The 26,275-nt window shown below is 54.9% G+C and carries 25 protein-coding genes; 10 read left to right on the top strand and 15 right to left on the bottom strand.

Annotated features, from left to right (window positions below; translation table 11 throughout):
- Positions 1-13 precede the first annotated feature (13 nt).
- Positions 14-2,026, top strand: coding sequence for a M3 family metallopeptidase (locus V7775_RS19730; protein ID WP_335753638.1), 2,013 nt, complete (start codon positions 14-16; stop codon positions 2,024-2,026).
- Here the strand turns inward: V7775_RS19730 and V7775_RS19725 are convergent.
- The 7 genes from V7775_RS19725 to V7775_RS19695 form a co-directional block, all read right to left on the bottom strand.
- Positions 2,023-2,952, bottom strand: a complete 930-nt coding sequence (locus V7775_RS19725; protein WP_335753637.1) for a 2-hydroxyacid dehydrogenase — start codon at positions 2,950-2,952, stop codon at positions 2,023-2,025. The two genes, V7775_RS19730 and V7775_RS19725, sit on opposite strands and share 4 nt — an antisense overlap.
- Complete coding sequence (locus V7775_RS19720; RefSeq protein WP_335753636.1) at positions 2,949-3,359, bottom strand: VOC family protein; 411 nt, start codon at positions 3,357-3,359, stop codon at positions 2,949-2,951. The genes V7775_RS19725 and V7775_RS19720 overlap by 4 nt, the downstream gene beginning before the upstream one ends.
- Before the next feature lie 69 nt (positions 3,360-3,428).
- Positions 3,429-4,568: a rod shape-determining protein RodA gene (rodA, locus tag V7775_RS19715; RefSeq protein WP_335753635.1), complete on the bottom strand. Its 1,140-nt coding sequence runs from the start codon at positions 4,566-4,568 to the stop codon at positions 3,429-3,431.
- Positions 4,565-6,490 (bottom strand): penicillin-binding protein 2, encoded by a 1,926-nt coding sequence (mrdA, locus tag V7775_RS19710; protein WP_335753634.1) that lies wholly within the window; start codon positions 6,488-6,490, stop codon positions 4,565-4,567. Before mrdA ends, rodA begins: the two co-directional genes overlap by 4 nt.
- A gap of 19 nt (positions 6,491-6,509) precedes the next feature.
- Positions 6,510-7,142 carry a rod shape-determining protein MreD gene (locus V7775_RS19705; protein ID WP_335753633.1) on the bottom strand — a complete coding sequence of 211 codons (633 nt, stop codon included), beginning with the start codon at positions 7,140-7,142 and terminating at the stop codon, positions 6,510-6,512.
- A gap of 3 nt (positions 7,143-7,145) precedes the next feature.
- Complete coding sequence (gene mreC / locus V7775_RS19700) at positions 7,146-8,063, bottom strand: rod shape-determining protein MreC (RefSeq protein WP_335753632.1); 918 nt, start codon at positions 8,061-8,063, stop codon at positions 7,146-7,148.
- Between the two features lie 54 nt (positions 8,064-8,117).
- Entirely contained in the window at positions 8,118-9,164 is a 1,047-nt protein-coding gene (locus V7775_RS19695; protein WP_335753631.1) for a rod shape-determining protein, read from the bottom strand.
- 180 nt (positions 9,165-9,344) lie between these two features.
- Here V7775_RS19695 and V7775_RS19690 point away from each other — a divergent pair, with 180 nt between their 5' ends.
- Positions 9,345-9,929, top strand: coding sequence for a VOC family protein (locus tag V7775_RS19690; RefSeq protein ID WP_335753630.1), 585 nt, complete (start codon positions 9,345-9,347; stop codon positions 9,927-9,929).
- Positions 9,930-10,110: 181 nt separating this feature from the next.
- Here V7775_RS19690 and V7775_RS19685 read toward each other — a convergent pair whose 3' ends face one another.
- On the bottom strand, positions 10,111-11,676 hold the full coding sequence (locus V7775_RS19685) for a 2-isopropylmalate synthase (RefSeq protein ID WP_335753629.1): 1,566 nt from the start codon (positions 11,674-11,676) through the stop codon (positions 10,111-10,113).
- 287 nt (positions 11,677-11,963) lie between these two features.
- On the opposite strand from V7775_RS19685, the gene V7775_RS19680 reads away from it, so the two are divergent.
- Positions 11,964-12,629, top strand: coding sequence for an SDR family NAD(P)-dependent oxidoreductase (locus V7775_RS19680; RefSeq protein WP_335753628.1), 666 nt, complete (start codon positions 11,964-11,966; stop codon positions 12,627-12,629).
- A 102-nt stretch (positions 12,630-12,731) separates the two neighbouring features.
- A complete protein-coding gene (locus tag V7775_RS19675) occupies positions 12,732-13,187 on the top strand; it encodes a hypothetical protein (protein WP_335753627.1) in 456 nt (151 codons plus the stop codon).
- Here the strand turns inward: V7775_RS19675 and V7775_RS19670 are convergent.
- Positions 13,184-13,528, bottom strand: coding sequence for an antibiotic biosynthesis monooxygenase family protein (locus V7775_RS19670; protein WP_335753626.1), 345 nt, complete (start codon positions 13,526-13,528; stop codon positions 13,184-13,186). The two genes, V7775_RS19675 and V7775_RS19670, sit on opposite strands and share 4 nt — an antisense overlap.
- Positions 13,525-13,848, bottom strand: coding sequence for an NIPSNAP family protein (locus V7775_RS19665; protein WP_335753625.1), 324 nt, complete (start codon positions 13,846-13,848; stop codon positions 13,525-13,527). The genes V7775_RS19670 and V7775_RS19665 overlap by 4 nt, the downstream gene beginning before the upstream one ends.
- A gap of 73 nt (positions 13,849-13,921) precedes the next feature.
- Between V7775_RS19665 and V7775_RS19660 the strand changes: the two genes are divergently transcribed.
- Both V7775_RS19660 and V7775_RS19655 read left to right on the top strand, forming a co-directional pair.
- Positions 13,922-14,608: an ArsR/SmtB family transcription factor gene (locus tag V7775_RS19660; RefSeq protein ID WP_335753624.1), complete on the top strand. Its 687-nt coding sequence runs from the start codon at positions 13,922-13,924 to the stop codon at positions 14,606-14,608.
- A 66-nt stretch (positions 14,609-14,674) separates the two neighbouring features.
- The gene (locus V7775_RS19655) at positions 14,675-15,397 is read left to right on the top strand and encodes an FkbM family methyltransferase (RefSeq protein ID WP_335753623.1); all 723 of its coding nucleotides are present in this window, start codon (positions 14,675-14,677) and stop codon (positions 15,395-15,397) included.
- A gap of 7 nt (positions 15,398-15,404) precedes the next feature.
- Here V7775_RS19655 and V7775_RS19650 read toward each other — a convergent pair whose 3' ends face one another.
- Positions 15,405-16,832: an MORN repeat-containing protein gene (locus tag V7775_RS19650; RefSeq protein ID WP_335753622.1), complete on the bottom strand. Its 1,428-nt coding sequence runs from the start codon at positions 16,830-16,832 to the stop codon at positions 15,405-15,407.
- 162 nt (positions 16,833-16,994) lie between these two features.
- On the opposite strand from V7775_RS19650, the gene V7775_RS19645 reads away from it, so the two are divergent.
- From V7775_RS19645 to gltX, 3 genes are all read left to right on the top strand, one after another.
- Positions 16,995-18,653, top strand: coding sequence for an NAD+ synthase (locus V7775_RS19645; protein WP_335753621.1), 1,659 nt, complete (start codon positions 16,995-16,997; stop codon positions 18,651-18,653).
- Between the two features lie 124 nt (positions 18,654-18,777).
- Positions 18,778-19,575, top strand: coding sequence for an alpha/beta hydrolase family esterase (locus V7775_RS19640; protein ID WP_335753620.1), 798 nt, complete (start codon positions 18,778-18,780; stop codon positions 19,573-19,575).
- Between the two features lie 109 nt (positions 19,576-19,684).
- Positions 19,685-21,019 carry a glutamate--tRNA ligase gene (gene gltX / locus V7775_RS19635; RefSeq protein WP_335753619.1) on the top strand — a complete coding sequence of 445 codons (1,335 nt, stop codon included), beginning with the start codon at positions 19,685-19,687 and terminating at the stop codon, positions 21,017-21,019.
- Positions 21,020-21,026: 7 nt separating this feature from the next.
- Here gltX and V7775_RS19630 read toward each other — a convergent pair whose 3' ends face one another.
- On the bottom strand, positions 21,027-21,590 hold the full coding sequence (locus tag V7775_RS19630) for a gamma-glutamylcyclotransferase family protein (protein WP_335753618.1): 564 nt from the start codon (positions 21,588-21,590) through the stop codon (positions 21,027-21,029).
- 124 nt (positions 21,591-21,714) lie between these two features.
- On the opposite strand from V7775_RS19630, the gene V7775_RS19625 reads away from it, so the two are divergent.
- Positions 21,715-22,080 (top strand): glycine cleavage system protein H, encoded by a 366-nt coding sequence (locus V7775_RS19625; protein ID WP_335753617.1) that lies wholly within the window; start codon positions 21,715-21,717, stop codon positions 22,078-22,080.
- 2 nt (positions 22,081-22,082) lie between these two features.
- Here V7775_RS19625 and V7775_RS19620 read toward each other — a convergent pair whose 3' ends face one another.
- From V7775_RS19620 to V7775_RS19610, 3 genes are all read right to left on the bottom strand, one after another.
- Positions 22,083-22,988, bottom strand: coding sequence for an inositol monophosphatase family protein (locus V7775_RS19620; RefSeq protein WP_335753616.1), 906 nt, complete (start codon positions 22,986-22,988; stop codon positions 22,083-22,085).
- A 69-nt stretch (positions 22,989-23,057) separates the two neighbouring features.
- The gene (locus tag V7775_RS19615; RefSeq protein ID WP_335753615.1) at positions 23,058-25,574 is read right to left on the bottom strand and encodes an ABC transporter permease; all 2,517 of its coding nucleotides are present in this window, start codon (positions 25,572-25,574) and stop codon (positions 23,058-23,060) included.
- Positions 25,571-26,239, bottom strand: a complete 669-nt coding sequence (locus V7775_RS19610; protein ID WP_335753614.1) for an ABC transporter ATP-binding protein — start codon at positions 26,237-26,239, stop codon at positions 25,571-25,573. Before V7775_RS19610 ends, V7775_RS19615 begins: the two co-directional genes overlap by 4 nt.
- Positions 26,240-26,275: the final 36 nt, after the last annotated feature.

Here is a 26,275-nt window from a genome sequence, read left to right as displayed (position 1 = left end):
AAGGAGACCACCCATGAACCCGTTATTGCAAAACTGGACCACGCCATTTGGCCTCGCACCGTTTGACAAGATCTCGGATGATGATTTCGCCCCGGCGTTAGAGAAGGCGCTGACTGCGCATACCGCCGAGATAGACGCAATCGCCGCTAACTCCGCGACTCCTGATTTTGCTAATACTGTTGAGGCGTTGGAATCTGCTGGCCATCTTTTGGATCAGGTGTTGGGTGTGTTTTTCACAGTTGCAGGCGCAGATAGCACGCCAGCGCGGGAGGCGTTACAGCGTGATTTCTCTCCAATGTTATCGGCGCATTTTTCTGAGATTTCAGCCAACAAAGCCTTGTTCGAACGCATTGATGCGGTTTGGCAGGGACGCGATGCGCTGGGCCTTACAGATGAACAGGAACGCGTATTGATGTTGACCCACCGTGGGTTTGTGCGGGCAGGATCCGCGCTGACAGGCACGCATGAAGACCGCATGAAAGAGATCAAGGGGCGTCTTGCAGTATTGGGGACGCAGTTCACCCAAAACCTGCTCAGCGATGAGCGCAGCTGGTTTATGAAACTGAATGAAGATGACCTAGAAGGGCTGCCTGAATTTGTGATCGACGCGGCGCGCGCGGCGGGCGAAGAGAAAGATGCAGGCGGGCCAGTGGTCACGTTATCGCGCTCCCTGATTACGCCTTTTCTGCAATTCAGCCCGCGCCGTGATCTGCGTGAACAGGCGTTTAAAGCATGGGAAGCACGTGGCGCAAATGGCGGTGAAACGGACAACCGCGCCATCGCAGGTGAGACCCTGGCCCTGCGCAAAGAGCGTGCAGCCCTGTTGGGCTATGACAGCTTTGCAGATTATAAGCTTGAGACAGAAATGGCTAAAACGCCGGATGCTGTGCGGGATTTGTTGATGCAAGTCTGGGAACCAGCAAAAACACAGGCAAACGCGGACGCCGAAGTCCTGACCAAGATGATGCATGAAGACGGTGTGAACGGTGATCTTTCGCCGTGGGACTGGCGCTATTATGCAGAAAAGCGCCGCGCTGTTGAGCATGATCTGGATGAGGCTGCGCTGAAGCCGTACTTCCAATTAGACCGTATGATCGAGGCATCGTTCTCTTGTGCGACGCGTTTGTTTGGACTGGAGTTCAAAGCGCTCGATGTACCACTTTATCATGAGGACTGCCGCGCATGGGAAGTGACCCGTGATGGGGCACATGTTGCCGTGTTCATCGGGGATTATTTTGCACGTGGGCCCAAACGTTCTGGCGCGTGGTGTTCAGCGATGCGCGCGCAGGCGAAGTTCCCAAAGGTGCAATCGCCTGTGGTGATGAATGTGTGCAACTTTGCAAAAGGCGATCCAGCGCTTTTGTCTTATGATGATGCGCGTACGTTGTTCCATGAATTTGGCCACGCTCTGCACCAAATGCTATCCAACGTCACCTACGAGAGCATCTCTGGCACATCAGTTGCACGCGATTTTGTGGAATTGCCAAGCCAGCTATACGAACACTGGCTCGAAGTCCCAGAAGTGCTAGGAGAGTTCGCAACTCATGCCAAAACGGGTGAGGCGATGCCTAAAGAAATGCTGGATAAGGTGCTGGGTGCCGCGACCTTTGATATGGGGTTTTCAACGGTTGAGTATGTCGCCTCGGCGCTAGTTGATCTGGCGTTTCACGAGGGCGATGCACCTGCTGACCCTATGGTCAAACAGCGCGAAGTTTTGGACGGCATCGGAATGCCATCTGGGATCACAATGCGCCACGCCACGCCGCAGTTTGCGCATGTCTTTTCCGGTGACGGATATTCCAGCGGCTACTACAGCTACATGTGGTCCGAAGTGATGGACGCAGACGCATTTGAAGCTTTTGAGGAAGCAGGCGGAGCCTTTGATCCGGAGCGTGCAAAAGCGCTAGAGGAAAACATCCTCTCGACGGGGGGCAGCCGTGATGCGGCGGAACTGTACGTGGCGTTCCGCGGTCGACTGCCCGGCGTGGAGGCGCTGCTCAAAGGGCGCGGTTTGGTCGCTGCCTAATATCCAAGGGCGCGGTCGACGAGGTTGAGAAATGGCTCACCCGCTTCGCCGCGCCTGATGTTTTCAACTACTGCTTGGCTGGCAGTGCTGGCGCGGGTTTCGGCAGCGATGTGCGGCGTTACTGTGACCTGAGGATGCGCCCAATAGGGGTCGTTCTTGGGGAGCGGTTCTGTCCGAAAAACATCCAATGTAGCATGGGCGATCTGGCCGGAATCCAGTGCCCCTATCAGGGCGCCATCGTCAATCAGCGGGCCACGACCCGGATTAATCAGGAACGCGCCGCGTGGCATCATCGCCAGCGTTTGGGCGTTCAGGATGTCAGTGGTGGACGACGTGTCTGGTAATAGGGTCACTGCGATTTCTGCCAGCTCAAGCGCTTTGTTGAGGCCATCATCACCGTGTAGGCAGTTTACGCCCTGCACATCCTTGGGGCTGCGGGACCATCCTGTAACGCGAAAGCCAAGGCCCAGAAGGGTTTGTGCACAAGCAGTGCCCAATGCGCCAAGGCCAAGGATTACAATATTGCGTTCTTGCGCCAAAGGCGGCGTAAAGACTTCCCACGCATGCGATGGATTGACGATATGTGCATCCATCCCAAGGTGATACCGCATCACGTGGCCTGTGACCCACTCGACCATCCCTTTGGTCAGGCCGGGATCAACCATACGCGCGAGCGGAATTTTCAGGGTTTCATTACCAGTGATCTGTTCAACGCCAGCCCAAAGGTTCAGCACTGCACGTGCCCGTGTATAGGGCGTAAAATCTTGCAGGTCGCTGTTGGGCGCATAGATGATGTAATCGACATCAGTAGGTGCGATGTCCTGCGCGAGGTGGGCGGTGATCCCTGCCGCATCTAGCGCGTCGTGCAAGGGTTGCTCGTAGGTTACCCAGCGCTCGGGACGGGCGGCAAATAGGATGTTGATCATGTTGCAAATGCTCCGTCCATATCGGCAAGGCCCTTTACTTCAACGGGGTTTCCCGACGGGTCCATGAAGAACATCGTTGATTGCTCACCCGGTTTGCCTGCAAATCTGGTCTGAGGCTCTAGTACAAATTCCATGCCTTGTTGGATCAAATGATCTGCCAGTGCGCGCCATTCTGCATAGGGCAGCACAACGCCAAAGTGCGGCATTGGCACTTTATGTTCACCCACCAGTCCAGTGGCCGCGACAGCCATCGGTGTGCCCAGATGGCAAGAAAGTTGGTGACCGAAAAAGTCGAAATCCACCCATGTATCGGTGCTGCGCCCTTCGGTACATCCTAGCAATGTGCCATAGAATGAACGCGTCTGGTCAAGGTCGGTCACGTTGAAAGCAAAGTGAAATATGGACATGAGTTTGAGCCTTATCTTGCGAATTTCTCTCAGAGATAGCGCAGGTACGGCGGCGTGCAAAGGCCTGCGTTAGCGAGGCCTATGCACATGCGCCGACTGGACCAACCCAAAGGCCAGCATCAGCACCAGCATGGCTGAGCCGCCATAGCTCACTAATGGGAGTGGCACACCTACAACAGGAGCCAAACCCATCACCATCGACATGTTCACAGCAAAGAATAAAAAGAAGTTTAGCGCGACGCCGAGGGTCAAGAGGGATGCAAATCGATCCTTGTTCAGGATCGCAGAGGCGATGCAGAAGATGATGATCAGTGCGTAAAGCGCCAATAAGGAAACGCCGCCGATAAAGCCGAATTCTTCGGCCAAAGTCGTAAAGATGAAGTCGGTGTGCTTTTCGGGCAAAAAGTTAAGCCGCGACTGTGTACCTTGCATATACCCGCGTCCCGTCCAACCACCCGAACCAAGGGCGATTTTGGACTGGGTAATGTGATACCCTGCGCCAAGCGGATCAGAACTGGGGTCAAGGAAGGTATCAATGCGGCGGAACTGGTAATCCTTTAGCATTTGCCAACCTGTGCCACGGGATTGGAACACCGCAGCAACCATCCCAAATCCAGCAGCAATGACTGTTGCGAAATAGGCCCAATGAACTCCGGCCAAAAACATCAAGCCACCACCAGCTGCCATCAATAAGATTGCGGTGCCGAGGTCGGGTTGTTTCAGGACCAAGGCGGTCGGAACAATGATGATCAAAATTGGGAGTAAGACCCACAATGGATGTGAAGTTTTCTTGGAAGGAAGCCAATCGTAGTAAGCCGCCAGAAACATCACCAATGTTATCTTGGTCATTTCAGATGGCTGTAGACGGATCACACCTAGGTCAATCCACCGCTGGGCCCCCATACCAACAGCGCCGAAAAATTCGACCCCGATAAGAAGCATCACCGATATGCCATAGGCAACCCCTGCAAGGTTGCGCCACATCCAGATAGGAACGACCCCCACAGCGATCATTAACAATAATCCAAGGCCAAAGCGTTTCATTTGTGGTTCTGCCCATGGTGCATACCCGCCACCAGCGACAGAATAGAGCATCAAAAACCCAGTACCTGCTACCGCCGTCAGGAGTAAAATGAGAGGCCAGTTCAGAAATAGAATTTTGCGCAAACCCGTCGGAACGGATTTGACGGTATACTCAAGATAGCTCATGCTTGATCCTTGCCCTTTTTGATCCGGGCTTCGGGCTTCACATCGCGTAATTTGCGTTGCAAGTTTTTGATGCTGGCTCGGTCCGCACTGGGGTAGGCATCAAGGGGCGGTTCGCCTTCAAAAAGTGCCTGAAGCATCACGTCACGGGCGATGGGCGCGGCGGCCTTTGAGCCACCACCACCGTGTTCAACAAGGACTGCGCAAGCATAGCGCGGGTTGTCATAGGGGGCAAAGCTCACGAATAGTGCGTGGTCGCGCTGTTCCCACGGGACTTCGCTATTGTTTACGACGGCTGAACGCACCTGTGATGTTCCGGTTTTCCCCGCCATGCGCATGCCATCCGCGATGATGCGGCTGCGGTACGCTGTGCCGCGCCTGTCATTCACAACCGAGTACATAGACTTGCGCATTTTGCGCAGGTTGCTTTCTTTCATCTCAAGCGAACCATTGCCCTTTACGGGTTGCTCGATGCCGTTCACCGACTTTACAAGCCTTGGCGTCACTTCGCGACCCGTGGCAAGCCGTGCGGTCATCACAGCAAGCTGCATTGGAGAGGCCAGCATAAAGCCCTGCCCAATTGAGGCGTTGACCGTATCTCCGATCACCCATTCTTCACCACGTTGGCGCAGTTTCCAGTCTTTGGTGGGCGTTAGCCCCGAGTTAACAGAACTCAGTGAAAGGTCATGTTTTATGCCTAAGCCAAAACGATTGGACATCGCTGATATTTTCTCGATCCCGACTTTCAGCGCAAGATCATAATAGTAGACATCACAAGAGCGTTTTAGGGACGTTTCCAGATCGACCCAGCCATGACCAGCCCGCTTCCAACAGTGAAACCGCCGCCCCCCGACTTCGAGGTGACCAGGGCAGTAAACAGTTTCGTCTGGGCTAATGATTCCAGCCTCAATCGCTGCCATGGCTGTCATCATTTTGAATGTCGAGCCGGGTGGGTAAGCACCCTGAACAGTCTTGTTTACCAATGGGCGGTATTTGTTCGTCAAAAGCGGATCGTAATCTTTTGACGAAATGCCACCAATAAACAGGTTTGGATCATAAGACGGTGCGGAACAGTTGGCGACAATATCGCCTTTTTCACAATCAATGATCACCACGGCAGCGCTTTCACCCTGAAGGCGGGCTTGCACATAGTTTTGCAGCTTGGCGTCGACGGTTAGTTGCAAGTCAGCGCCTGATTTTCCTTCGCGCCGCTCCAATTCTCGCATGACGCGGCCTGTTGCATTGACCTCGACCTGTTTCGTCCCTGCGGTACCACGCAGCTTGGCTTCTTCGCGCGATTCAACATTGATTCTGCCGATCTGGAAGCGCGGGATGCGCAGCACGGCGTCTGGGGTTTCCTGCGCATCAAGATCTTTGAGGCTCACACTGCCGACACGGCCAACCACGTGGGCAAAATCCGACCCACGTGGATACACACGGGTAGAGCCAACTTCGGGTGAGACGCCGGGCAAGGCGGGTGCGTTGACCGATACGGCGCTCACCGCCTCCCAACTTACGTCTTCGGCAATTGTGATGGGCAAGAAGCGTGCGGAGTCTGACGTCAACTCGTCCAACGCCCTTTGCGTTTGCTCGGGAGTGAGATTAATCAGGCGCGCAACACGCAGCATGACGTCCTCGGCGTCGCCCGCAACTTCGCGAACCATTACGATGCGGTAGCTTGGCACATTCTGGGCCAACTGAATGCCATTGCGGTCAAAAATCTCACCGCGCACGGGTGGGATTAAGCCAATGTTGATACGGTTTTCTTCTGCCAGAAGGCGAAATTGATCTGCTTGATCAACCTGCAGGTATTGCATGCGGGCTGCCAAGCCTCCCATAAACAATAGCTGCGCTCCGCCCAAAAGGGCCGCGCGACGACTGAGTTTTGCGTGGCTCGAATCTGTCTCGGCTCTGGAGCGTCTCATATGGTCGACCTCATCTTCGTTATGCCCGCCCACCAAGGGCGTCGAGCTCTCCGGGGGCCGCGCGGCGAACGCCCATCAAGGTACTCGTTACCAGCACCACGATAGGGTAAATAAGTACTGTCACCCCCAACTCAAGCAAACTTAGCCTAAGCTGAGGCGGTGTGACCAACAAGACAGATAGCACAATTCGGTTTGCTAACAAAATGCCTGTCAGAAGTATGGCCACTGCAATCCATTCCGCACCGAAAGTTGCATCACGCAGTGAACGCCCGCGCCCCTTTAGATTTTCGCAGGCAAGCAAAGTCAGCAATGCCCAAAGACCCGGAGGCCGCTGAAGCAGCAAGTCACTTAACAAGAAAATACCAGCCAGCAGAACCGCGGGCACATATTCGGGGCGCCGCAAGGACCATGCAAAAGCGAATGCAATCAGCAGGTCGGGACCTACTAATATCCGCTGCGTACCTTGATCGAGCAGCGCACGTAAGCGGGCTTCGGCGGGGTCAATCGATGCAAGTGGTGGTGATAGTTCAGGTGCAAACAAGCTTACTGGTTGCGTATCGAATGGCAGTAAGTGGAAGAAAACAATCAGTAAGGCCAGCACGACAAATGCGCAGCGCATAAGGAATAATCGAGCTGGGGAAAGTTCATCCATGGGTTAGTTGTCCACAGCGATAGCTTCCGCTTCGGTCAAGGGACCTTCAGCGGCTTCTGTTTGAAAGCCGGAAATCACGGCGGGGTTCGCTTTTAAAGCATCTGTCCCGTGATGGCGCAGTACACGCAGGAACTCCAATCGCTCAAAATCGGCGGCAAGGCGGACCCGAAGGCGTCCGCCCGGATCAGCAGCAATTTGACCGATCAGCAAACCTTCGGGGAAAACACCGCCATCGCCAGAGCTGATTACGCGGTCTCCGGGGCGCACCAAATCAGGGTTTTCAAGGAAATCAATTGGGGGCGCAGCAGAGTTATCACCTGCAACAATAGCACGTTGCCCAGAGGGCTGGATCACAGCGGGTATACGGCTGGAAGCATCCGTGAGCAGAATGACCCGCGCTGTGTTTTCGCCGACACCCGAAATTCGACCAACCAGGCCGATGCCGTCCATCGTGGCCCAACCTTCGATCACGCCGTCGCGCGCACCGACGTTTAACAGAACCGATTGGCGGAAGGGTGAGCCAGAGTCGGCTAGGACAACGCCAGTCACATAGGTCAGTCGTGGATCAAGGCGAACCTTATTCAGATCCAACAGCCGCGCATTTTCTTGTTCAAGCTGAAGTGCGGCCTCTTTCCATGTCTGCATCTTGCGCAGCTCAGAGCGCAATTCACCGTTTTGTTCCGACAGGCGCTGATAGCTTTGGAAATCGCGCAGCAAATTAACGGTGCCAGTCACAGGGGCCATTGCCCACTCAAGGTTAGGCACTAGACGATCAGTGACCTGAGCGCGAAAGCGTTCCACACGTGGGCTGTCGATCCGCCAAAGAATAAATATCGCGGCCAACAGAACCACTAACACAGCGGTAAGCAACCGCCGCAACGGGCCAGTATAATCATTGGACTGGTGTCGGTCTCTGGACATGACGGGGTTAGGCCCTCCTTGGCGGGTCTGCCTGCGAGACGCCCATGAGGGCGATTAGCTGTCGTAGTCGATAGCGTGACGCAACTGCTTCTCGTACTCAAGTGCTTTGCCTGTTCCAAGCGCAACACAATTGAGCGGTTCATCCGCAACAGAGATGGCCAGACCTGTCTGCTCACGCAGGGCCAGATCAAGATCACCCAACAATGCGCCGCCACCCGTTAGCATTACGCCACGGTCTACAATGTCAGCCGCAAGGTCTGGCGGAGTGGTCTCAAGCGCGGTCATAACTGCTTCGCAAATTTGCTGCACAGGTTCGGCCAGTGCTTCGGCAATCTGGGCCTGTGTTACTTCGATTTCTTTTGGAACACCGTTCAGCAGGTCACGTCCGCGAATCTGCATGGACGTGCCGCGCCCGTCATCAGGCATGCGTGCCGTGCCGATAGAAGTTTTGATGCGCTCAGCGGTGGTTTCACCCACCAGCAGGTTTTGCTGACGGCGCAGGTAGCTGATGATGGCCTCATCCATGCGGTCACCGCCAACGCGGACAGAACGAGCATAAACGATATCACCAAGCGACAGAACCGCGACTTCGGTTGTACCACCGCCGATGTCGACAACCATGTTACCAGTTGGATCAGTGATGGGCATGCCTGCGCCAATGGCCGCCGCAATCGGTTCTGCAATCAAACCCGCGCGGCGTGCGCCAGCGCTAAGGACGGATTGGCGGATCGCGCGTTTTTCAACAGGTGTCGCGCCATGCGGCACACACACAATGATTTTGGGTTTGGAAAAGGTCGAGCGTTTGTGAACCTTGCGGATGAAGTGTTTGATCATCTCTTCGGCGGTATCAAAATCAGCAATAACACCTTCGCGCATCGGGCGGATCGCTTCGATGCTGCCAGGTGTCCGGCCAAGCATCAGTTTGGCATCTTCGCCCACGGCGAGCACCTTTTTAACGCCGTCTTTGACGTGATAGGCGACGACAGATGGCTCGCTTAGGATGATGCCCTTGCCCTTCACATAGACCAGTGTGTTCGCAGTTCCTAAATCGATCGCCATATCAGACGAGAAAAGGCCGCGGAGATTTCCAAAGATCGACATGTGAGGTAGCACCTTGCAAAATACGTAATTGCCCGCGACTCTGCAGAGCGCGGGCTAAGTCCTTATATGCTGCTATAGCGCTGAATTAAAGGGTCGTTCGCCGTGTTTCGGCGTGAATGCGCTACATGAGTGCCGTGATGAATCCTTTGGATGAAAACACGTAAGAGGAAAGGTCATAGAATGAAGAAAATACAATCGCTTGGGGTGCATCACATCACTATGATGGGGGCCGATCGCCAGACCAGTATCGACTTCTGGGAAGGTGTGTTGGGCATGCCATTCCTGTTTGATCAGCCCAATCTGGACGATCCAAATGAGGGGCACCTATATTTTGATCCCGGAGACGGCCGATTAATTACAATTTTCACCAATGAAGATCGTAAGCGCGTTCATAACAGAACGCCTATGGATGCAGGATGTGTGCATCACGTTGCGTTCGAAGTGGATCAAGCAATGTTTGATCAGGTGATCCCCCGACTAGAGGCGCGAGCCATTGGGCATTCAGGTGTAAAAGATCGCGGTTTCATGCACTCGATCTATTTTAAAGATCCGCTGGGATTGCTGATTGAGCTTGCCTGTTACACGTTTATTCCCCCACGCGGTTCCAGCCATGCAGAAGTAATGCTGGAGGCGCATAAGTTACGTGTGGCCTGCGGCGATAGGGCTATAGGACGTGAACATCTTGCTGATGCGAGCGTTTTGATTGTTGAGCGCTCCCAAGGGTCGCTTTCAAGTGATCGGGATGCAAAAAACCCGTATCGTTAGGGCCAGCTTGGTTTGGATTTGGGATGCTTTGGCAGCTGCGTTATTGAAAGTATTGCAGTTGAACGAGGAAATTCATGTCGAACATTGAGGGTATTGAACCCGTATCGCAGGCCAACGTGATGGCCTGCGAGGTTGTTGCTGATTACCCCTACAAATCGTAGCTCGTAGGGGCTGACAGGGATTAGTTCACGTCTTTGTAGCTGACTTCGCGTTTGTCGGTGCCGCCTTTTTCGCGGCGCATCAGCAAGCGGTTGAGCGCATGGATATACGCCCGCGCTGAGGCAACGACCGTATCGGTATCCGCAGATTGACCCGTCACAATGCGATCATCTTCTTCCAGCCTTACAGACACAGTCGCCTGCGCATCAGTGCCTTCGGTCACTGCTGCAACTTGGTACAGTTGCAGACGTGCAGAGTGCTGGACCAGTGCCTTGATGCATTTAAAGGAGGCATCGACAGGGCCATCACCTGACTGTTCGGTGCTGTGTTCAACGCCGTCAACGATAAGGGTCATCTTCGCCTCGTTCGGACCATCAGTGCCGCAGACCACATGCATGGACTTCAGTTTGATCCGGTCTGCTTCGGGGTCAGATGCCGTGCGCATGAGTGCAACAAGGTCGTCATCGTAGACTTCCTTCTTGCGGTCAGCCAGTTCCTTAAAGCGCACAAATACATCCTTAAGCTGGTTGTCACCCAACTCATATCCGAGGTTTTCGAGTTTGGAGCGCAATGCCGCACGACCAGAGTGTTTGCCCATGACGATATTGGTTTCGGTCAGGCCAACGTCTTCGGGGCGCATGATCTCAAACGTTTCTGCATTTTTCAGCATACCATCTTGGTGGATGCCGCTTTCGTGGGCAAATGCGTTTTTGCCTACGATGGCTTTGTTGTACTGCACTGCGAACCCGCTCACAGCGGCAACGCGGCGCGAAATGTTCATGATCTTGGTGCTGTCGATCCGCGTCTGATACGGCATGATATCGTTGCGCACCTTCATTGCCATTACAACTTCTTCGAGGGCAGTGTTACCTGCGCGTTCGCCAAGGCCGTTGATGGTACATTCGATCTGTCGCGCACCTGCCTCAACAGCGGCAAGGCTGTTGGCGGTCGCCATGCCAAGGTCGTTGTGGCAGTGGGTGGCAAAGATGATTTCATCTGCACCGGGAACGCGCTCTAACAGCATCCGGATCAGCTCGGCGCTTTCGCGCGGCGCCGTGTAGCCGACTGTGTCGGGGATGTTGATGGTAGTGGCACCGGCTTTGATTGCGATTTCAACGGTGCGGCACAGATAATCAACCTCGGTGCGGGTTGCGTCCATCGGGGACCATTGCACATTTTCACACAAGTTGCGTGCATGAGTTACTGTCTCGTGAATGCGGTCCGCCATTTGGTCCATGTCGAGGTTCGGGATCGCACGGTGCAAAGGCGATGTGCCGATGAACGTGTGGATGCGCGGGTTCACAGCGTGTTTGACCGCTTCCCAGCAGCGATCAATGTCGCCGATCTGTGCGCGGGCAAGGCCGCAAATCTGGGCTGTCTTTGCCTGACGCGCGATCTCGGAAACAGCGGCGAAATCGCCCTCAGATGCGATTGGAAATCCGGCCTCAATCACGTCAACGCCCATTTCATCAAGCAGCTGCGCAAGTTCCAGCTTTTCTGCGTGGGACATTGTCGCGCCGGGCGATTGTTCGCCATCACGCAATGTCGTGTCAAAGATCAAGACGCGGTCTTGTTTTTGGTCAGTCATGGGATTGTCTTTCTGTTGTCTGCTGTAGCTGTTCTTGGCGCGCGACACTTCCCTCTGAGCGGGCGCGCCGGACGGCACGCTCAGAGGCGGGCTAGCAGCAGTGCACGTAGCAGCGGCGCAATAGATTGCGCGAAGATGGGGCTATGTGCGTTCGTTTTCATAGTTCTTTTATAGCGGCGGTTTTTCAGATGAAAAGGGGTGGCGTTGAGTCTTTTTTAGATGAATGTGTGGGCGAAATTGGTGCAGGATTTGTAAAAACGGCGCACAGGCAGTTTGGATCGGTGAATATGGATAGAGTTCTAATAATAGGCGGATCGGGCGGCATAGGTATGGCACTGGTCAAATGCCTTGGGGTGCAAGGCGCACAGGTTGTCGCGTTGTCACGATCGGTTGATGGTTTGGATATCACCAATGAAGAATCGGTTGAGGTGCATCTAGGTGCGTTGCAAGGGCCCTTTGACGGGATCATCATTGCAACAGGCGCGTTGGAGATTGACGGCGCCGCGCCAGAGAAGTCCATCAAGGGGGTTACTGCCGCGTCGATGGCAGCCCAATTTGCAGTGAATGCGATCGGCCCAGCACTCGTTTTGCGTCACGCTGCGCGCCTGCTGCCGCGCGATAAGCACAGCATTTGTGCCGTGCTGTCTGCGCGCGTTGGGTCGATCGGGGATAACCGCATTGGCGGTTGGACCAGTTACCGCGCGGCCAAAGCGGCGGCAAACCAGATCGTGCATACTACAGCGATTGAACTTGCCCGCACACACCCCGATTTGGTGTGCGTCGCCCTGCACCCGGGAACTGTGGAGACGCCGTTTACTGCAAAGTATCTAGGTCGCCATCCTGCTGTTCCTGCTGATGAGGCTGCACAAAACCTGTTATCCGTGATGTCTCAGTTAACACCAAAGCAAACGGGCGGCTTTTTTGATTGGGCGGGGCATGAAGTGATTTGGTAAGCAAGGGCCCGATGATGCCATAGGCCCTGCTTTGACGGTGATTGATTTTGAACTGGGGATGAGTTAATCAATAAGAACAAAATATGAACATGGGGGGTGAGTATGGATAATTTATCAAATTACACTGCAAAATCAGGTCGGTTGATTCCCGTCTGGACGCTGGAAATTCAAGTGCGGCCAGATGATGTTGACCGGATTTTGGATGTCGTGATGGGAATCTATCCTCTTCCTTACGGACGCTATCAGCGCAATGCCAGCGCCTCTGCTGTGGGTATGGAAACGACCCAACCAGAGGCAGGTTCAACCACGACAACACATGTTGAGGGGTTTGAGGCGGGGCAGACCGAAGATTATCCGATGGTTGAGCTGAAAGTATCGGTTCCGCGTGAATTGGCGTTGCTGGAATCCATCATGGATGCGGTCATTTATGCCCACCAATATGAAGAGCCTGTGATTTATATCCGCGAAGATTGGGCCAGCCGCTCGGCCTATGACCCCACCAGCAATAATCCGAATCGCTGGTGGAATGATGGGCGGGGGTTGCCTGCCCGTCTCTAGGTGTGGGTTGCTTTGCTGTCTTCGGGCGCTTCATCGCGATCGAACATGCCATAATCACGGATCACATGTGCGATGCGCAGGTGATAATCCGTGAATATCCCACCGCGCCCTGCTGTTTGTGCCGCGCGGTGTTTGGTGAGGCGGCGCCAGTCGGCGACCGCCTCTTCGTCCCTAAAGAACGAAAGTGACAGTAACTTGTCAGGGTTGGTCAGGCTTTGAAACCGCTCAACTGAGATAAAGCCGTCGATTTCATCAACAAGCGGACGCATGGTTGCGGCGACGTCTAGATATTCAGTTTTGCGGTCGGGGTCAGGCATGACTTCGAAAATGACAGCGATCATAGTTTGTCTCCGTGTGGGGCAGAGGCAAGCGTGAGGAATGTCCGGTCTTCGCGCAATAGAAATTTTTCAGATTGGGCAAATTCATAGTTTTCACGTCCCAGTGGATCATTGGCTAGGCGTGCGCGGTATGCCTCGTATTCCGCCAGTGAGGGGATGTTGTAGATGCCATATGCCAGCGTTGAGGATCCTTCGTGCGGTGCGTAATATCCCACAAGGTCGGCTCCGCAGCGTGGAATGGCTTGGCCCCAATTGCGGGCGTATTGCGCGAACTGGGCCTTTTTAGTGGGGTCAATTTGGTAGCGGATAATACAAGTAAGCATGGCGGTTTCCTTTGATGTGTTTCATCCTTTGTAGACTGTTGATCTGCACGAATGCTTCGCTTACGGTCGAAGTATGAAAGAAGGTCCAGACATTGCCCGTATCGCTGCCCTGATTGGCGATCCAGCGCGCGCAAATATCCTAAGCGCTTTGATGACTGGTAAGGCCCTTACCGCGACCGAGCTTGCGAATGAGGCAGGCGTGACAGTGCAAACCGCCAGTGCCCACCTTGCAAAGTTGGAGGCGGGCGGGCTGACATCTGTGCGCAAGGCCGGGCGGCACAAATACGTTTCCCTTGCAGGACCTGAAGTTGCGGATGTGCTGGAAGCCTTGATGGGGCTCGCCGCAGGTGCGGGGCACCTCAGGACGCGAACGGGACCAGCCGATAACGCGCTGCGTGAGGCGCGTGTGTGTTATAACCATTTAGCAGGGGCGCGCGGCATCGCGATGTTTGACGCATTAGTCGAACGCGGACATCTGGATGTGGCAGACAACGACGTAACGCTAACACCTTCTGGCGCTGATTTTGTCACGGGATTTGGTGTTGATTTGGACGCACTGGAACGCGCGCGTGCGCCAGTTTGCCGTGCCTGCCTAGACTGGAGCGGACGGCGCACGCATCTGGCTGGTGGCTTGGGGCGCGCGATGTTGTCCCGGTTTGAAGGTCTAGGATGGGTCACCCGGCGCGAGGGAAGTCGGGCTGTGCATTTTTCGCAGTCAGGGAGGGCGGCGTTTGAGGTACAGTTCGGAACCAAAGCGTAACTTGCCACTTTGAATTGCTGTTATGCCTCTGTAACGTCGACAAAAAAGAGCAGGAAAGTAAATAGCATGTCAGTTACCCCGCCGGACTTCCCCTATCTTACAGCAGTGAATGCTTATGGTTTTTATTGCATTCCAGAAACATTCCGCAAACGTGAAGTGTCTAAGCTGCTGATGAACGGCAAAATAAACGAACCGCGTACATTACAACTGATCCAACAGTTTGTCCGTGATGGAGACATCGTGAGCGGTGGCGCGTTTGTGGGTGATTTTCTGCCGATCATGTCGCGCTCACTCAAAGGCGATGCGATGTTGCACTCGTTTGAACCAAACCCAGTAGGGTATGCCGCTACTTCAATGACGCTGGCGCTGAATGATCTGAAAAACGTCAGATTGTCACCCGTGGCCGTCGGTAGCGAACAGGCCATTTTGCCGCTGCAGGTTTCTAACGCTGCGGGGGTTGCAATGGGCGGTACATCCAAGATTGTCGAACAGGCCAGCGATGGCCAAACAATCGATGTCGAGATCACGCGTATTGACGATCTGGTGCCGAAGGATCGTAGAGTGAGTGTTTTGCAGTTGGACGTGGAAGGTTATGAGTGGCCCGCGATCGAAGGCGCTGCTGCGACGATCCGCGCAGGTCACCCATTGATAGTTCTCGAAACACTGGCTGCCCAAGATCCGAAGGAAGTTGAAGCAAAGCTGCAGGAACTTTGCCCTGAAGCAGGCTACACTTTGATGGGGATGATGGAGCGTAATGCGTTCTACAAGCCAGTCAAGCTCGGGACTTGAATTAAGGTTATCCGTCGCTGGCGCCAGTATCGGGTGCCAGCGCAGGTTCTTCTAAGGTGCCATTGTCCCAATCGCCTGATGCTTCTTCGCCTGTCGCATAGCGCATAGTGCCAGCGCCTTGCCGTGTTCCGCCTTTGAACAGGCCGATATAAACATCACCGTTTGCATAGGTTGCGGTGCCAGTGCCTTCTATCTCGCCACCAGCCCATTCGCCCTCATAGATAAATCCGCTGGCCATTGTGATCGTGCCAGTGCCATGGCGGCGGCCATTCAAAAAGGCACCCTCATAAACAGTCCCATCAGGATAGGTCGCTGTTCCAGCGCCGTGGCGCAGACCTCCCTGCCATTGGCCAACATACGTGCGACCGTCACCATAAGTGAGCGTGCCTTGGCCTTCATTGCGAGCGTTCACAAACGCGCCCTCATAGATCATTCCGTTTGGATAGGTCGCACGGCCTTGGCCATCAATCACACCTGCAACCCATTCGCCGTCATAGGTTGAGCCATCCGGATAGGTGATTTTTCCGGCGCCGTCTGCGAGGTTGTCCTTGAATGTTCCGGCCTGAACCGAGCCGTCAGGGTACGTGACAGTGCCAGCCCCTTCGGCGCGGCCCTCGACCCAGTTACCTTCGTATTTGTAGCTGTCAGAGCCTGTAAACGTTCCCGTGCCATTGCGCTGGTCATTAAGGTACGCGCCTACATAGGTATCCCCTGCTGCGGTTACCGATTTTCCCATACCTTCGCGGCGGCCTTCAACCAGATCGCCCTCATAGATGTCGCCATTGGCCTGACTGATCTTGCCTTTGCCATTAAGCTGACCATTGGCCCAAGTCCCCTCAAGCGTGAAGCCTTCGGGATGAGTGAGTTTACCTTCGCCAGCCCGCGCGCCATTTACGACGGTGCCTTCATAGATAGCCCCTTCGGCATCTTTAATGACAGCCTGCCCTGTGGCCTGTCCATCCACCCAATCGCCTTTGTACTCATAGCCGCTGGGGGTCGCGAGCACGCCTTTTCCGTGGCGTTTTCCGTTGCGAAATCCGCCTTCAAACCGCTCGCCCGTGGCGTGGATCGCGACGCCTTGGCCAACGATTGTGCCGCCCTGCCATTCGCCTTCATAGGTTCCGCCGTCTGACATGGTGATTTTGCCGATGCCTTCGGGTTTTCCTTTGGCGAAATCGCCCTCATAGACAGAGCCATTGGGAAACTGGGCAACGCCCGTACCTCTGATTTCGCCCTCAACCCATTGGCCCGTGTATTGATATCCGTTGGGCAAGATATACGTGCCGCTGCCATGTTGAAGCCCGTCCTTAAACGTACCCTCATAGACGCCACCGTCGTCATATTGCTTGCTCAACACTTGAGTGTTTTGTGCAATCGCGGGCGCGAACATCAAAGGGGTCAGCGCGGCGGCAAGGAGCAAAGTACGAAAGGTCATGGCGGTCCCGTCAGCTATGGCGGGCGTTCTGGCCCATTGTATCTGCATCAGACTAAGGGCGCAGGCACAAAGGGGCAACGACCTTTTGGCATGTCGGCCAATGTGGGCTTTCCCTAGGCGTGTGATCTGATACATCAGGCGGTAGAAATAAGAGGTAAGATCATGGCAGAGCGGTTTCGCATCACATTGGGCCAACTAAACCCGACGGTTGGTGATCTGGCAGGTAACGCTGCACAAGCGCGTGCTGCATGGGTGGAGGGCCGCGATGCCGGTGCTGATCTGGTTGCGCTGCCCGAAATGTTTATCGCGGGGTATAATGCGCAGGATTTGGTCAGCAAACACGCATTCCAACTGGATGTGATGACCCACATAGAAGCGCTAGCGGCAGATTGTGCCGACGGGCCAGCATTGGCCATCGGCGCACCGTGGGCTGAAGGTGCCGAACTGTTTAACGCCTACCTGATTCTCAAGGGAGGTAAGATTGCATCGCGTATTCTCAAACACCACCTGCCCAATGAGACCGTATTTGATGAAGTCCGTATTTTTGACAGTGGGCCACTTGGCGGGCCTTATTCGGTTGGAAATACCCGTGTCGGAAGCCCGATCTGCGAAGACGCGTGGCATGAAGACGTTGCTGAGACGCTCGCCGAGACAGGTGCCGAATTCCTTCTCGTGCCGAATGGGTCGCCTTATTACCGCGGTAAATTTGACACCCGCCTGAGCCACATGGTGAGCCGCGTCATTGAAACCGATCTGCCGCTGATCTATCTCAATATGGTGGGTGGTCAGGATGATCAGGTGTTTGACGGGGCCAGCTTTGGCCTCAATCCCGGCGGCAAACTGGCGTTTCAAATGCCTGCCTTTGACGCAGTGACACAGCACATCGATCTAGAGCGAGGGCCAGAGGGCTGGCGCATTCTAGAGGGCGAGAAGGCGATACATGCCGATCCTTACGCGCAAGATTACCGCGTTATGGTTCAAGGCCTGCGCGACTATATGCGCAAGACTGGCTTTAAAAAGGTTCTGTTGGGCATGTCTGGCGGCATCGATTCGGCATTGGTTGCCACAATCGCAGTGGATGCGCTGGGCGCAGAAAACGTGCGCTGTGTGATGCTCCCGTCTGAGTACACTTCAGCGGCATCGTTGGAAGACGCTGAAACTTGCGCAAAAGCGCTGGGTGCGCGCTATGACTATGTGCCGATCAAAACAGGGCGCGATGCGATTACGCAAACGCTTGCACCTTTGTTTGAAGGAACTGACGAAGGTTTGACTGAGGAAAACATCCAGAGCCGCCTGCGCGGTTTGTTGTTGATGGCTCTTTCGAACAAGTTCGGAGAAATGCTAATGACGACGGGCAATAAGTCCGAAGTCGCGGTGGGCTATGCGACGATCTATGGCGATATGTCAGGTGGTTATAATCCAATCAAAGACCTGTATAAAATGCGGGTGTTTGAGACCTGTCGCTGGCGCAATGAAAACCACGCCGACTGGATGATGGGCCCTGAGGGTCGTGTGATCCCTGAGAACATCATCACCAAAGCACCTTCGGCTGAATTGCGCGATGACCAGAAAGACAGCGATAGCCTGCCTGATTACCCCGAACTTGATGCGATGCTTGAAATTCTTGTAGATAATAATGGCTCAATTGCGGATTGTGTGGCAGCAGGATTTGACCGTGATGTCGCCAAAAAAGTCGAGCATCTGGTCTATATCTCTGAGTACAAGCGCTTCCAATCTGCACCCGGGCCCCGCCTGACCAAAGGCGCGTTCTGGCTTGATCGTCGTTATCCGATTGCAAACCGTTGGCGTGATCCAAGCTGATTATCAACCATGTGAAGCTTCTCACTGAGGGCAACACATGATTTGCCAACGTGAGAACACAAGCTGGTGATTTGCCACTTGCCGAGTGCTGGCTCATCATGTTGTTCCAAACAGGAGCGGTGTGATGCGGTATTGTCTAATATTAATTGCTATGATGATTGCGCCGATGGCGCAGGCGTGCGGCGAGGATACCGATTGCGTCGTCGGGGACAGGGTTTATCGCATTTCTATGCCGGAAGGGCAGACGGGTGCTGTGGGTGCAGTTATCTGGGCGCACGGGTATCGCGGTTCGGCAGCGGGGGTCATGCGCAATGGCAGCTTGCGCAAGATGGTTCATGCACAAGGGCTGGCATTGATCGCGGCGCAGGGTGTGAATGGCTCTTGGGATTTGCCGAAAGGGCCCCGTACATTTAACAGTACTGGTGCATCCGAACTTGAATATTTCGAAGCCGTGATTGCAGATGTATCATCGCAGTTTGGGATCGATACCACACGGCTGGTTGCCAGCGGGTTTAGCGCAGGTGGTATGATGGTGTGGAACCTCGCATGTGCGCGTCCAGACGCGTTTGCGGGTTTTGTTCCGATTTCGGGTACTTATTGGTTACAGCCGCCGGTGTCGTGTGCCACCCCTGTTGCGAGTATTGTGCATTTGCACGGGAATCGCGACACAACCGTGCCGCTGGATGGGCGCGTAATCGGAGAAACACGTCAAGGTAAGGTATCTGATGCATTGGCGATGTATGCTGCGCATGGCCGGTTTGGGGATGTAAAAGAGACCACAACCGAAGCATTGCATTGTTCTGATCAGACAAATCCGGACAACGCGATACTTGAGTTTTGTTTGTTTGAGGGAGGGCACTCATTTCGTACGGAATATCTGGCGTATGGATTAGGCCGCCTCAAGAAAGTTGGCGGCCTATAATCTGACCTTGCTGACAGGCTGAACGCCTTAATTCTGTGGAAGGCGAGATGTGGCCTAACTGGACAAAGTGGCTTGGCTGTGACAGCAAGCGCGGCAACAGGAGGCCTTCATGTCTGATAAAACCATTACACGTTTCGCACCGTCGCCAACCGGCTGGATCCACGTAGGAAATCTGCGCACAGCGTTGATGAACTATCTGATCGCGCGCAAGGCGGGTGGTGAATTTATTCTTCGGATCGATGATACCGACCCGAACCGTTCAAAAGAAGAGTATGTCGATGGGATCAAACGTGATCTTGATTGGCTTGGGCTGCACTGGGACCGCGTAGAGCGCCAATCTTTGCGGTTGGAAAAGTATCAAGAAGCTGCACAGAAGCTTCGCGATATGGATCTCTTTTATGAGGCATTCGAGACGCCCACCGAGTTGGACCTGAAACGAAAAAAACAGCTGAACATGGGCAAGCCGCCAGTCTATGACCGTGCTGCACTGGCCTTAAGCGATGAGGACAAAATAGCATTGCGCACGGAACGTGGCAGCGGTGTGTGGCGCTTTAAGCTCAAGCATGAGCGCATCGTTTGGGATGACGGGATTCTGGGCGATGTTAGCATTGATGGTGCATCCGTTTCCGACCCTGTTTTGATCCGTGGTGATGGGCAAATTTTGTACACGCTGGCCTCTGTTGTTGATGACACAGAGATGGGCGTGACCAATGTTGTACGTGGAGCAGATCACGTGACGAACACAGGGACACAAATCCAGATTATGCAGGCGCTGGGCGGCAAGGTGCCGACATTTGCGCACCACTCATTGTTGACTGGTCCGCAGGGTGAGGCACTGTCCAAACGTCTGGGCACGCTTGCGCTTAAAGACTTGCGCGAGGCGGGGATAGCACCGCAGGCATTGCTGAGCTTGATGTCGCGCTTGGGATCATCTGATCCGGTAGAGCTGCGCACCGAGATGGAAACCTTGATCGAGGGTTTCGATATTTCCCGCTTTAATTCGGCGCCAACGAAATTTGATGCAGAAGACCTTAAGCCACTGACAGCAAAATATTTGCAGACGCTGCCAGTGGCGGATGTTGCGGATGACATTCGCGCGCTGGGCGTGCCGGATGATCAGGCCGAATTGTTCTGGGACGTAACCCGCAAAAACATCACAACGCTCCATGACCTTAAGGGCTGGTGGGACATGTTTAGCGAAGGCGCGGAGCCCGTCATCGAGGATGAAGACCGCGAATTCATCAGCCAAGCCATGGCATTGCTGCCCGAAGGGTCGTTTGATGCCGATACATGGGGCAGCTGGACAGCTGCAGTAAAAGAAGCAACTGGCCGCAAGGGCAAAGGTTTGTTCATGCCATTGCGCAAAGCGTTGACAGGGCAGGCGCACGGGCCAGAGATGGGCTCAGTGCTTCAGCTGTTGCAAGTGATCAAAGCACGGGGATAACCCCCGCCTAGATTACTAGAATAGGCGTTCCGCGCAGGGCGAGGTGTTGATCAACCAATGCCGATTCTTGCGCGGAAAGGGTTTGGTCACGTGGGTATCGCGGCACGGTGCGATCATCCAACACTGGCGTGTCCCACCCATCGGTAGTGGCAAAGAAATTTGCCACACCGTTTGCGCCAAATTCGCGCAAGTACCCTTGGACGACGACGTCTAGATAGCTCATCAAGATATGATTTTCAGTGCTTTGTACCCATGTTTCTTTGGGTACCGCGTAATGTGATATCTGCGTTGCGATATCGCGGGGGTGGCGGATGGCCTCGCCCGAGGTGATCCGAGCATAGCCATGTTCACGCTCATCCAATGCAATCCAATCGGCATTGGGAACTTCGGCAATCAACCCGTCGATGCTGCTGCTTGGATCAGGTACCACAGTTAGGAATGATATCCCACGCGCCTCTGTGTTGACCCATTTGCGCCGCCATCCATCTAGCTGGGCGCGGGATGCTTCAGCGTAAAGATGTGTTGCGCGATTAACGAGGCTGCCGTAGCCGAAAAAACAGGGATGCATCATGGACCTTTGTTCTGAATGTTCATGGGCCACATAATCATTGGTATTAATGCAGGGCAACCATGCACACAGTGGATTGATAAATCCTGCGTGCTTTGGCAATAAAGAATCTCGGAGGGCCAGTGGCATGAAATTTACAGAAGAACATTTGTGGGTGCGCGTCGAAGACGGCGAAGACGAAATCACAGTAGGATTGAGCAGTTATGGTGCTGCTGAAATTGGCGATGTGAAATACATCGAGTTACCCGAAGAGGGTGACATCATTTCTGCCGATGATCCGGTTGTTGTTGTCGAAGCAGGGGATGACGCGATTGACATCCTTGCGCCGTTAGACGGCGAAGTAACCGAAGCCAATATGCGCTTGATCGACGCGCCCGAAATCATCGCCGAAGACCCTCAGGGCAGCGGCTGGCTCTTTAAGATGAGCATTGATGATCCGGATGTGTTGGAAGAATTCATGAGCGAAGCTGCGTACCAAAAATATACGCGGTAATATTACTTCGTTTCGGTGTTCGGCTCCGCAATAAGGAAGCTGAACACTTTTTTCAGCTTGTTCCACGTTGCTTTGTCGGGCGCGATCAATAGGTGGCCTGTTTGGCGGGCGGCGGAATAGTCACCGCCGTCCAGCATTTCCACGTGCGCGCCCGCGCGCTGCGCGATAAGTGCGCCTGCTGCGTGATCCCAAGGGTGGAGTAACCCTGTCAGGCTGAAATCATAGTTTCCCTGGGCCAACATACGGTATTCATGCGCAGAACACCGCAGGGTGCTGATCCGCGAAAATCCAGGAAATGTTGCAGCGAGTTCGGCTTGCTTGTCTTTTGGGAATAACCCTAGTGGGATGATTCCTGACAGCTCTTCAATAGGTTTGCCCATAGCGACCTTGAGGTCACGCGCCGCACCAAAGGAGCGCTGAAGCTGCGGGAGCATTTCTTCGTCGGCCACAGCCCAGTCATCGCCAACGGGGTCGTAGATAAGGCCAAATACTGGTTTGCCATATCTTGTTGCCGCAATAATCACACCAAACAACGCTAATCCATTGGCAAAGTTCCATGTGCCGTCAACCGGATCGATGTGAAATGCCAGCTGTGCGTCTGCAATGCCATCCAGCAGTGATGGTTTAGCAGCGACGGCCTCTTCGCCAATGACAAGGGCAGAGGGAAACGCGATTTGCAGCGCGCGGGCGATCATGGCCTCGGCTTTTGTGTCGGCGTCGGTGACAAGGTCATCGGCGCCGGACTTTGTGCGAATGTCACCATCTGACAGGCGGCGGAACCGTGGCATAATTTCGGCACGCGCAGCGCGGCGTACGATGTTGATGATCTGGCTGCGTTGGGCTGGCGAAATGGCAGGCCGCAGCGTGGCGGGCAGGGTTTCTACGGATGAAGTGGCGGTGTCTGACATAATGGCGCTCCTTGTTGTACTCATTTCTACGCTCCTGCGCGGCAGAGGCAAAGGGGGAACCGTATGTGTTTACTCCCGTGAGCGTAGCACACGGGCAGGACGCGCCTGCAAAGCGCGGCGCGCAAAACCCAATCCTGCTAGCACGGTTGCGATAATACCGCCTGCAATGATCATCAGTGCGGAGGGCCAGATCACGGAGTAATCTGTTTCCATAACAAACGTGCTGACGGCCCATCCCCCCAAGATACCTGCGAACAGGGCCACGGCACCAGCTGCAAGGCCCAGTAACGCTGCGCGCAAGATAAAGCTGGCAGCGATCATGCGGCGGGATGCGCCGAGCGTTTTGAGCATCGCAGCCTCATAGGTGCGTGCATCCGCGCCTGCTGCTGCTGCGCCGATCAGCACCAAGAAACCAGTGAGCAATGTTGCAGTTGCGCCATAAGACGTGGCGGCGGCTAATCCGCCCAAGACATCTGCAACGCGATCAATTGCGTCGCGCACGCGAATGGCTGTGATATTGGGGTAGGCCGTGGCGAGATCCCGCAGAATGGCGGCTTCGGCGTGTTCTTCGGCGTAGACCGTTGAAATGAATGTATGCGGCGCGCCCTGCAGTGCACTGGGGTTCATTGTCAGGATAAATCCAATACCAGCCGTTGAAAAATCAACTTCCTGAAAGTTGACGATTTCACCCGTGATATCGCGCCCAAGGACGTTGATTGTCAGTGTGTCGCCTAGCTTTAGTCCAATCTCTTCGGCTTCTTCGGCGGCAAAGCTAATGAGCGGTGGACCCGAATAGTCCTCATCCCACCATTTTCCTTGGGTGATGTTGGTCTTGGCACCTGGGGTTGCTGCGTATGTCACGCCGCGGTCCCCTCTAACGACCCAGTGATCCCCAGCGACATCGCGCGCAGGAATGCCGTTGATCTGCGTAACCACACCGCGCAGCATGGGCGCGCTATCAACACGGCTTACGGCTGGGTCCTCAGACAGGCGTTTGGAATACCCCTCCATCTGATCTTTTTGGATATCGACAAAGAAATAGCTGGGGGCGACATCAGGCAGGTTGCCCGCAATGACCTGTCGCAGGTTGCCGTCAATTTGCCCGACTGCCGCAAGCACCGATAGCCCAAGCCCAAGCGATAGTACCACGGCACCCGCGCCTTCGCCCGTGCCGCCAATGGCCGCCATGGCCCACCGCCAGCGGGGGTGTCCTCGCAGGCGGTGGCTTAATGTGCGCGCAGCAATGCGGATGATGAACGCGGCAATGGTCAGTAATGCCAATGCGCCAGCAATGCCGCCCAGCGTCCAAAGTGTCAGCCACCAGCTGCCATTGAACCACCCTGCAAGTCCCACAAGGGCTGCAACAGCAGTCACAGTGGCTATGAAAAAGGGTAAAGATGGCAGACGGCTCGCACCATCCCACGCATCGCGGAACAATGTCGCAGCCTTTACGCGATCCGTTCGCGCAAGAGGCCAAAGTGTGAAGATGAATGCAGTGAGAAGGCCGTAAAGAGCGGCCTCAAAGAGAGGTGCAGGGAATACGCCAAAGGCGGCAGGGATCGGTAAACGGTCCTCAAGGATGGGCGCGATGAGAAGGGGGGCAATGGCACCAAGGGCCACTCCAATAGCGACACCAAAGAGGGAAAGGATGCCGATTTGGATGAAATAGGTTTGGAAGATCGTCGCGCGATCAGCCCCTAGGGCGCGCAATATGGCGATGACCTCGGTTTTGCGCGAAAGATAGCTGCGCACTGCAGCCGAAACACCCACGCCACCCACTGCTAGGCCGGATAATCCCACGAGAATGAGGAACGCGCTGAGGCGGTTCACAAATTGCGCAACACCGGGCGCGCCATTTCGGGCATCCCGCCAGCGCATGCCGCTATTGGCAAAGGTATCTTTTGCCTCAGTTTCAAGCGCAGGAATATCTGCACCCTCTGGCAGAGTAAGGCGGTATTTGCTGTTAAATAATGTGCCTGGCGCCAGCAGGCCGGACGCAGTAAGGCCGCTGCGGGCAACAAGTGTACGCGGCCCCAGCGCAAACCCACCAGCGGCATTATCCGGCTCGCGGGTTATTTCGGCGCTAAGGCGGAAGGATTGAGTGCCCAATGCAAAAACATCACCAAGCTTAAGATCAAGGCGGTCGATTAAAGCCCGCTCCATCACCGCGCCGGGGATATTGTTCTGCACTGCAAGTGCGGTATCCAGCGTCATATCAGGCGATAACGTGATGGAACCAATTAAAGGGTAAGCGTCGTCGACGGCTTTTACTTGGGTCAGGGCGCGATCCGCTGTCGTTGTGGCCATAGAACGGAATTCAGCGACCTCTGAAACAGCAGTAGACTGGGCCTGCATCCATGCCGTTTCTTGAGCGTTTGCAAATCGGTAGGTTAATTCTAGTTCTGCGTCACCTCCAAGGAGAGCCGCCCCTTCGCGGGCCAGTCCTGCTTGGATACCTGCGCGCACGGAGCCCACAGCCGCAATCGCAGCGACCCCAAGGGCAAGACAGGCAAGGAACAGGCGAAAGCCACGCAATCCGCCGCGCAGTTCACGGCGGGCGAATTTGGCCGCAAGGCGCAGGCTCATGCGACGCGACCGTCGCGCAGGGTGACGATACGGTCACAGCGCGCGGCCAACGCATCAGAGTGCGTGACCAGAACCAACGTCGATCCATGCTGGTCGCGCAAGTTAAACAATAAATCCATAATTGCCTCGCCATTGGCGCTGTCTAGGTTGCCTGTTGGCTCATCCGCCAGCAAAATTGCGGGGCGGGGCGCGGTGGCGCGGGCAAGCGCGACGCGTTGTTGTTCTCCGCCTGACATTTGCGCGGGATAGTGACCTGCGCGTGGGCCTAGACCCACGATGTCTAATGCTTCGGCGGCGCGACTGTAGGCGTCTTTGTGACCTGCAAGCTCTAGCGGGGTGGCGACGTTTTCCAGCGCGGTCATTGTCGGGATTAGATGGAAAGACTGGAACACGATGCCCATGCGATCGCGCCGAAATAGGGCCAGCGCATCCTCATTCATTGCTGTGAGGTCTTTGCCCATAGCGTGAATACTGCCGCCCGTGGCCTGTTCTAGCCCACCCATGATCATCAGCAGGGAGGATTTCCCCGAGCCTGAGGGGCCAATCAGCCCGATGCTTTCTCCGGCGGCGACCTCAAGCGAGATGCCATGTAAAATATCAACAGGTCCGGCATTGCCATTCAGGCGTAAGGCTGCATCTTTAAGGGAGAATATTGGATCGTTCATAAGGTGCCCTTCTGGTGGCGTTATTATGGGATATGG

This window comes from Sulfitobacter sp. (assembly GCF_036960155.1).
Classification (GTDB): Bacteria; Pseudomonadota; Alphaproteobacteria; order Rhodobacterales; family Rhodobacteraceae; genus Sulfitobacter.
The sequence above is the reverse complement of the archived record's forward strand: the minus strand, read 5'-3'. Positions and strand labels throughout refer to the sequence as shown.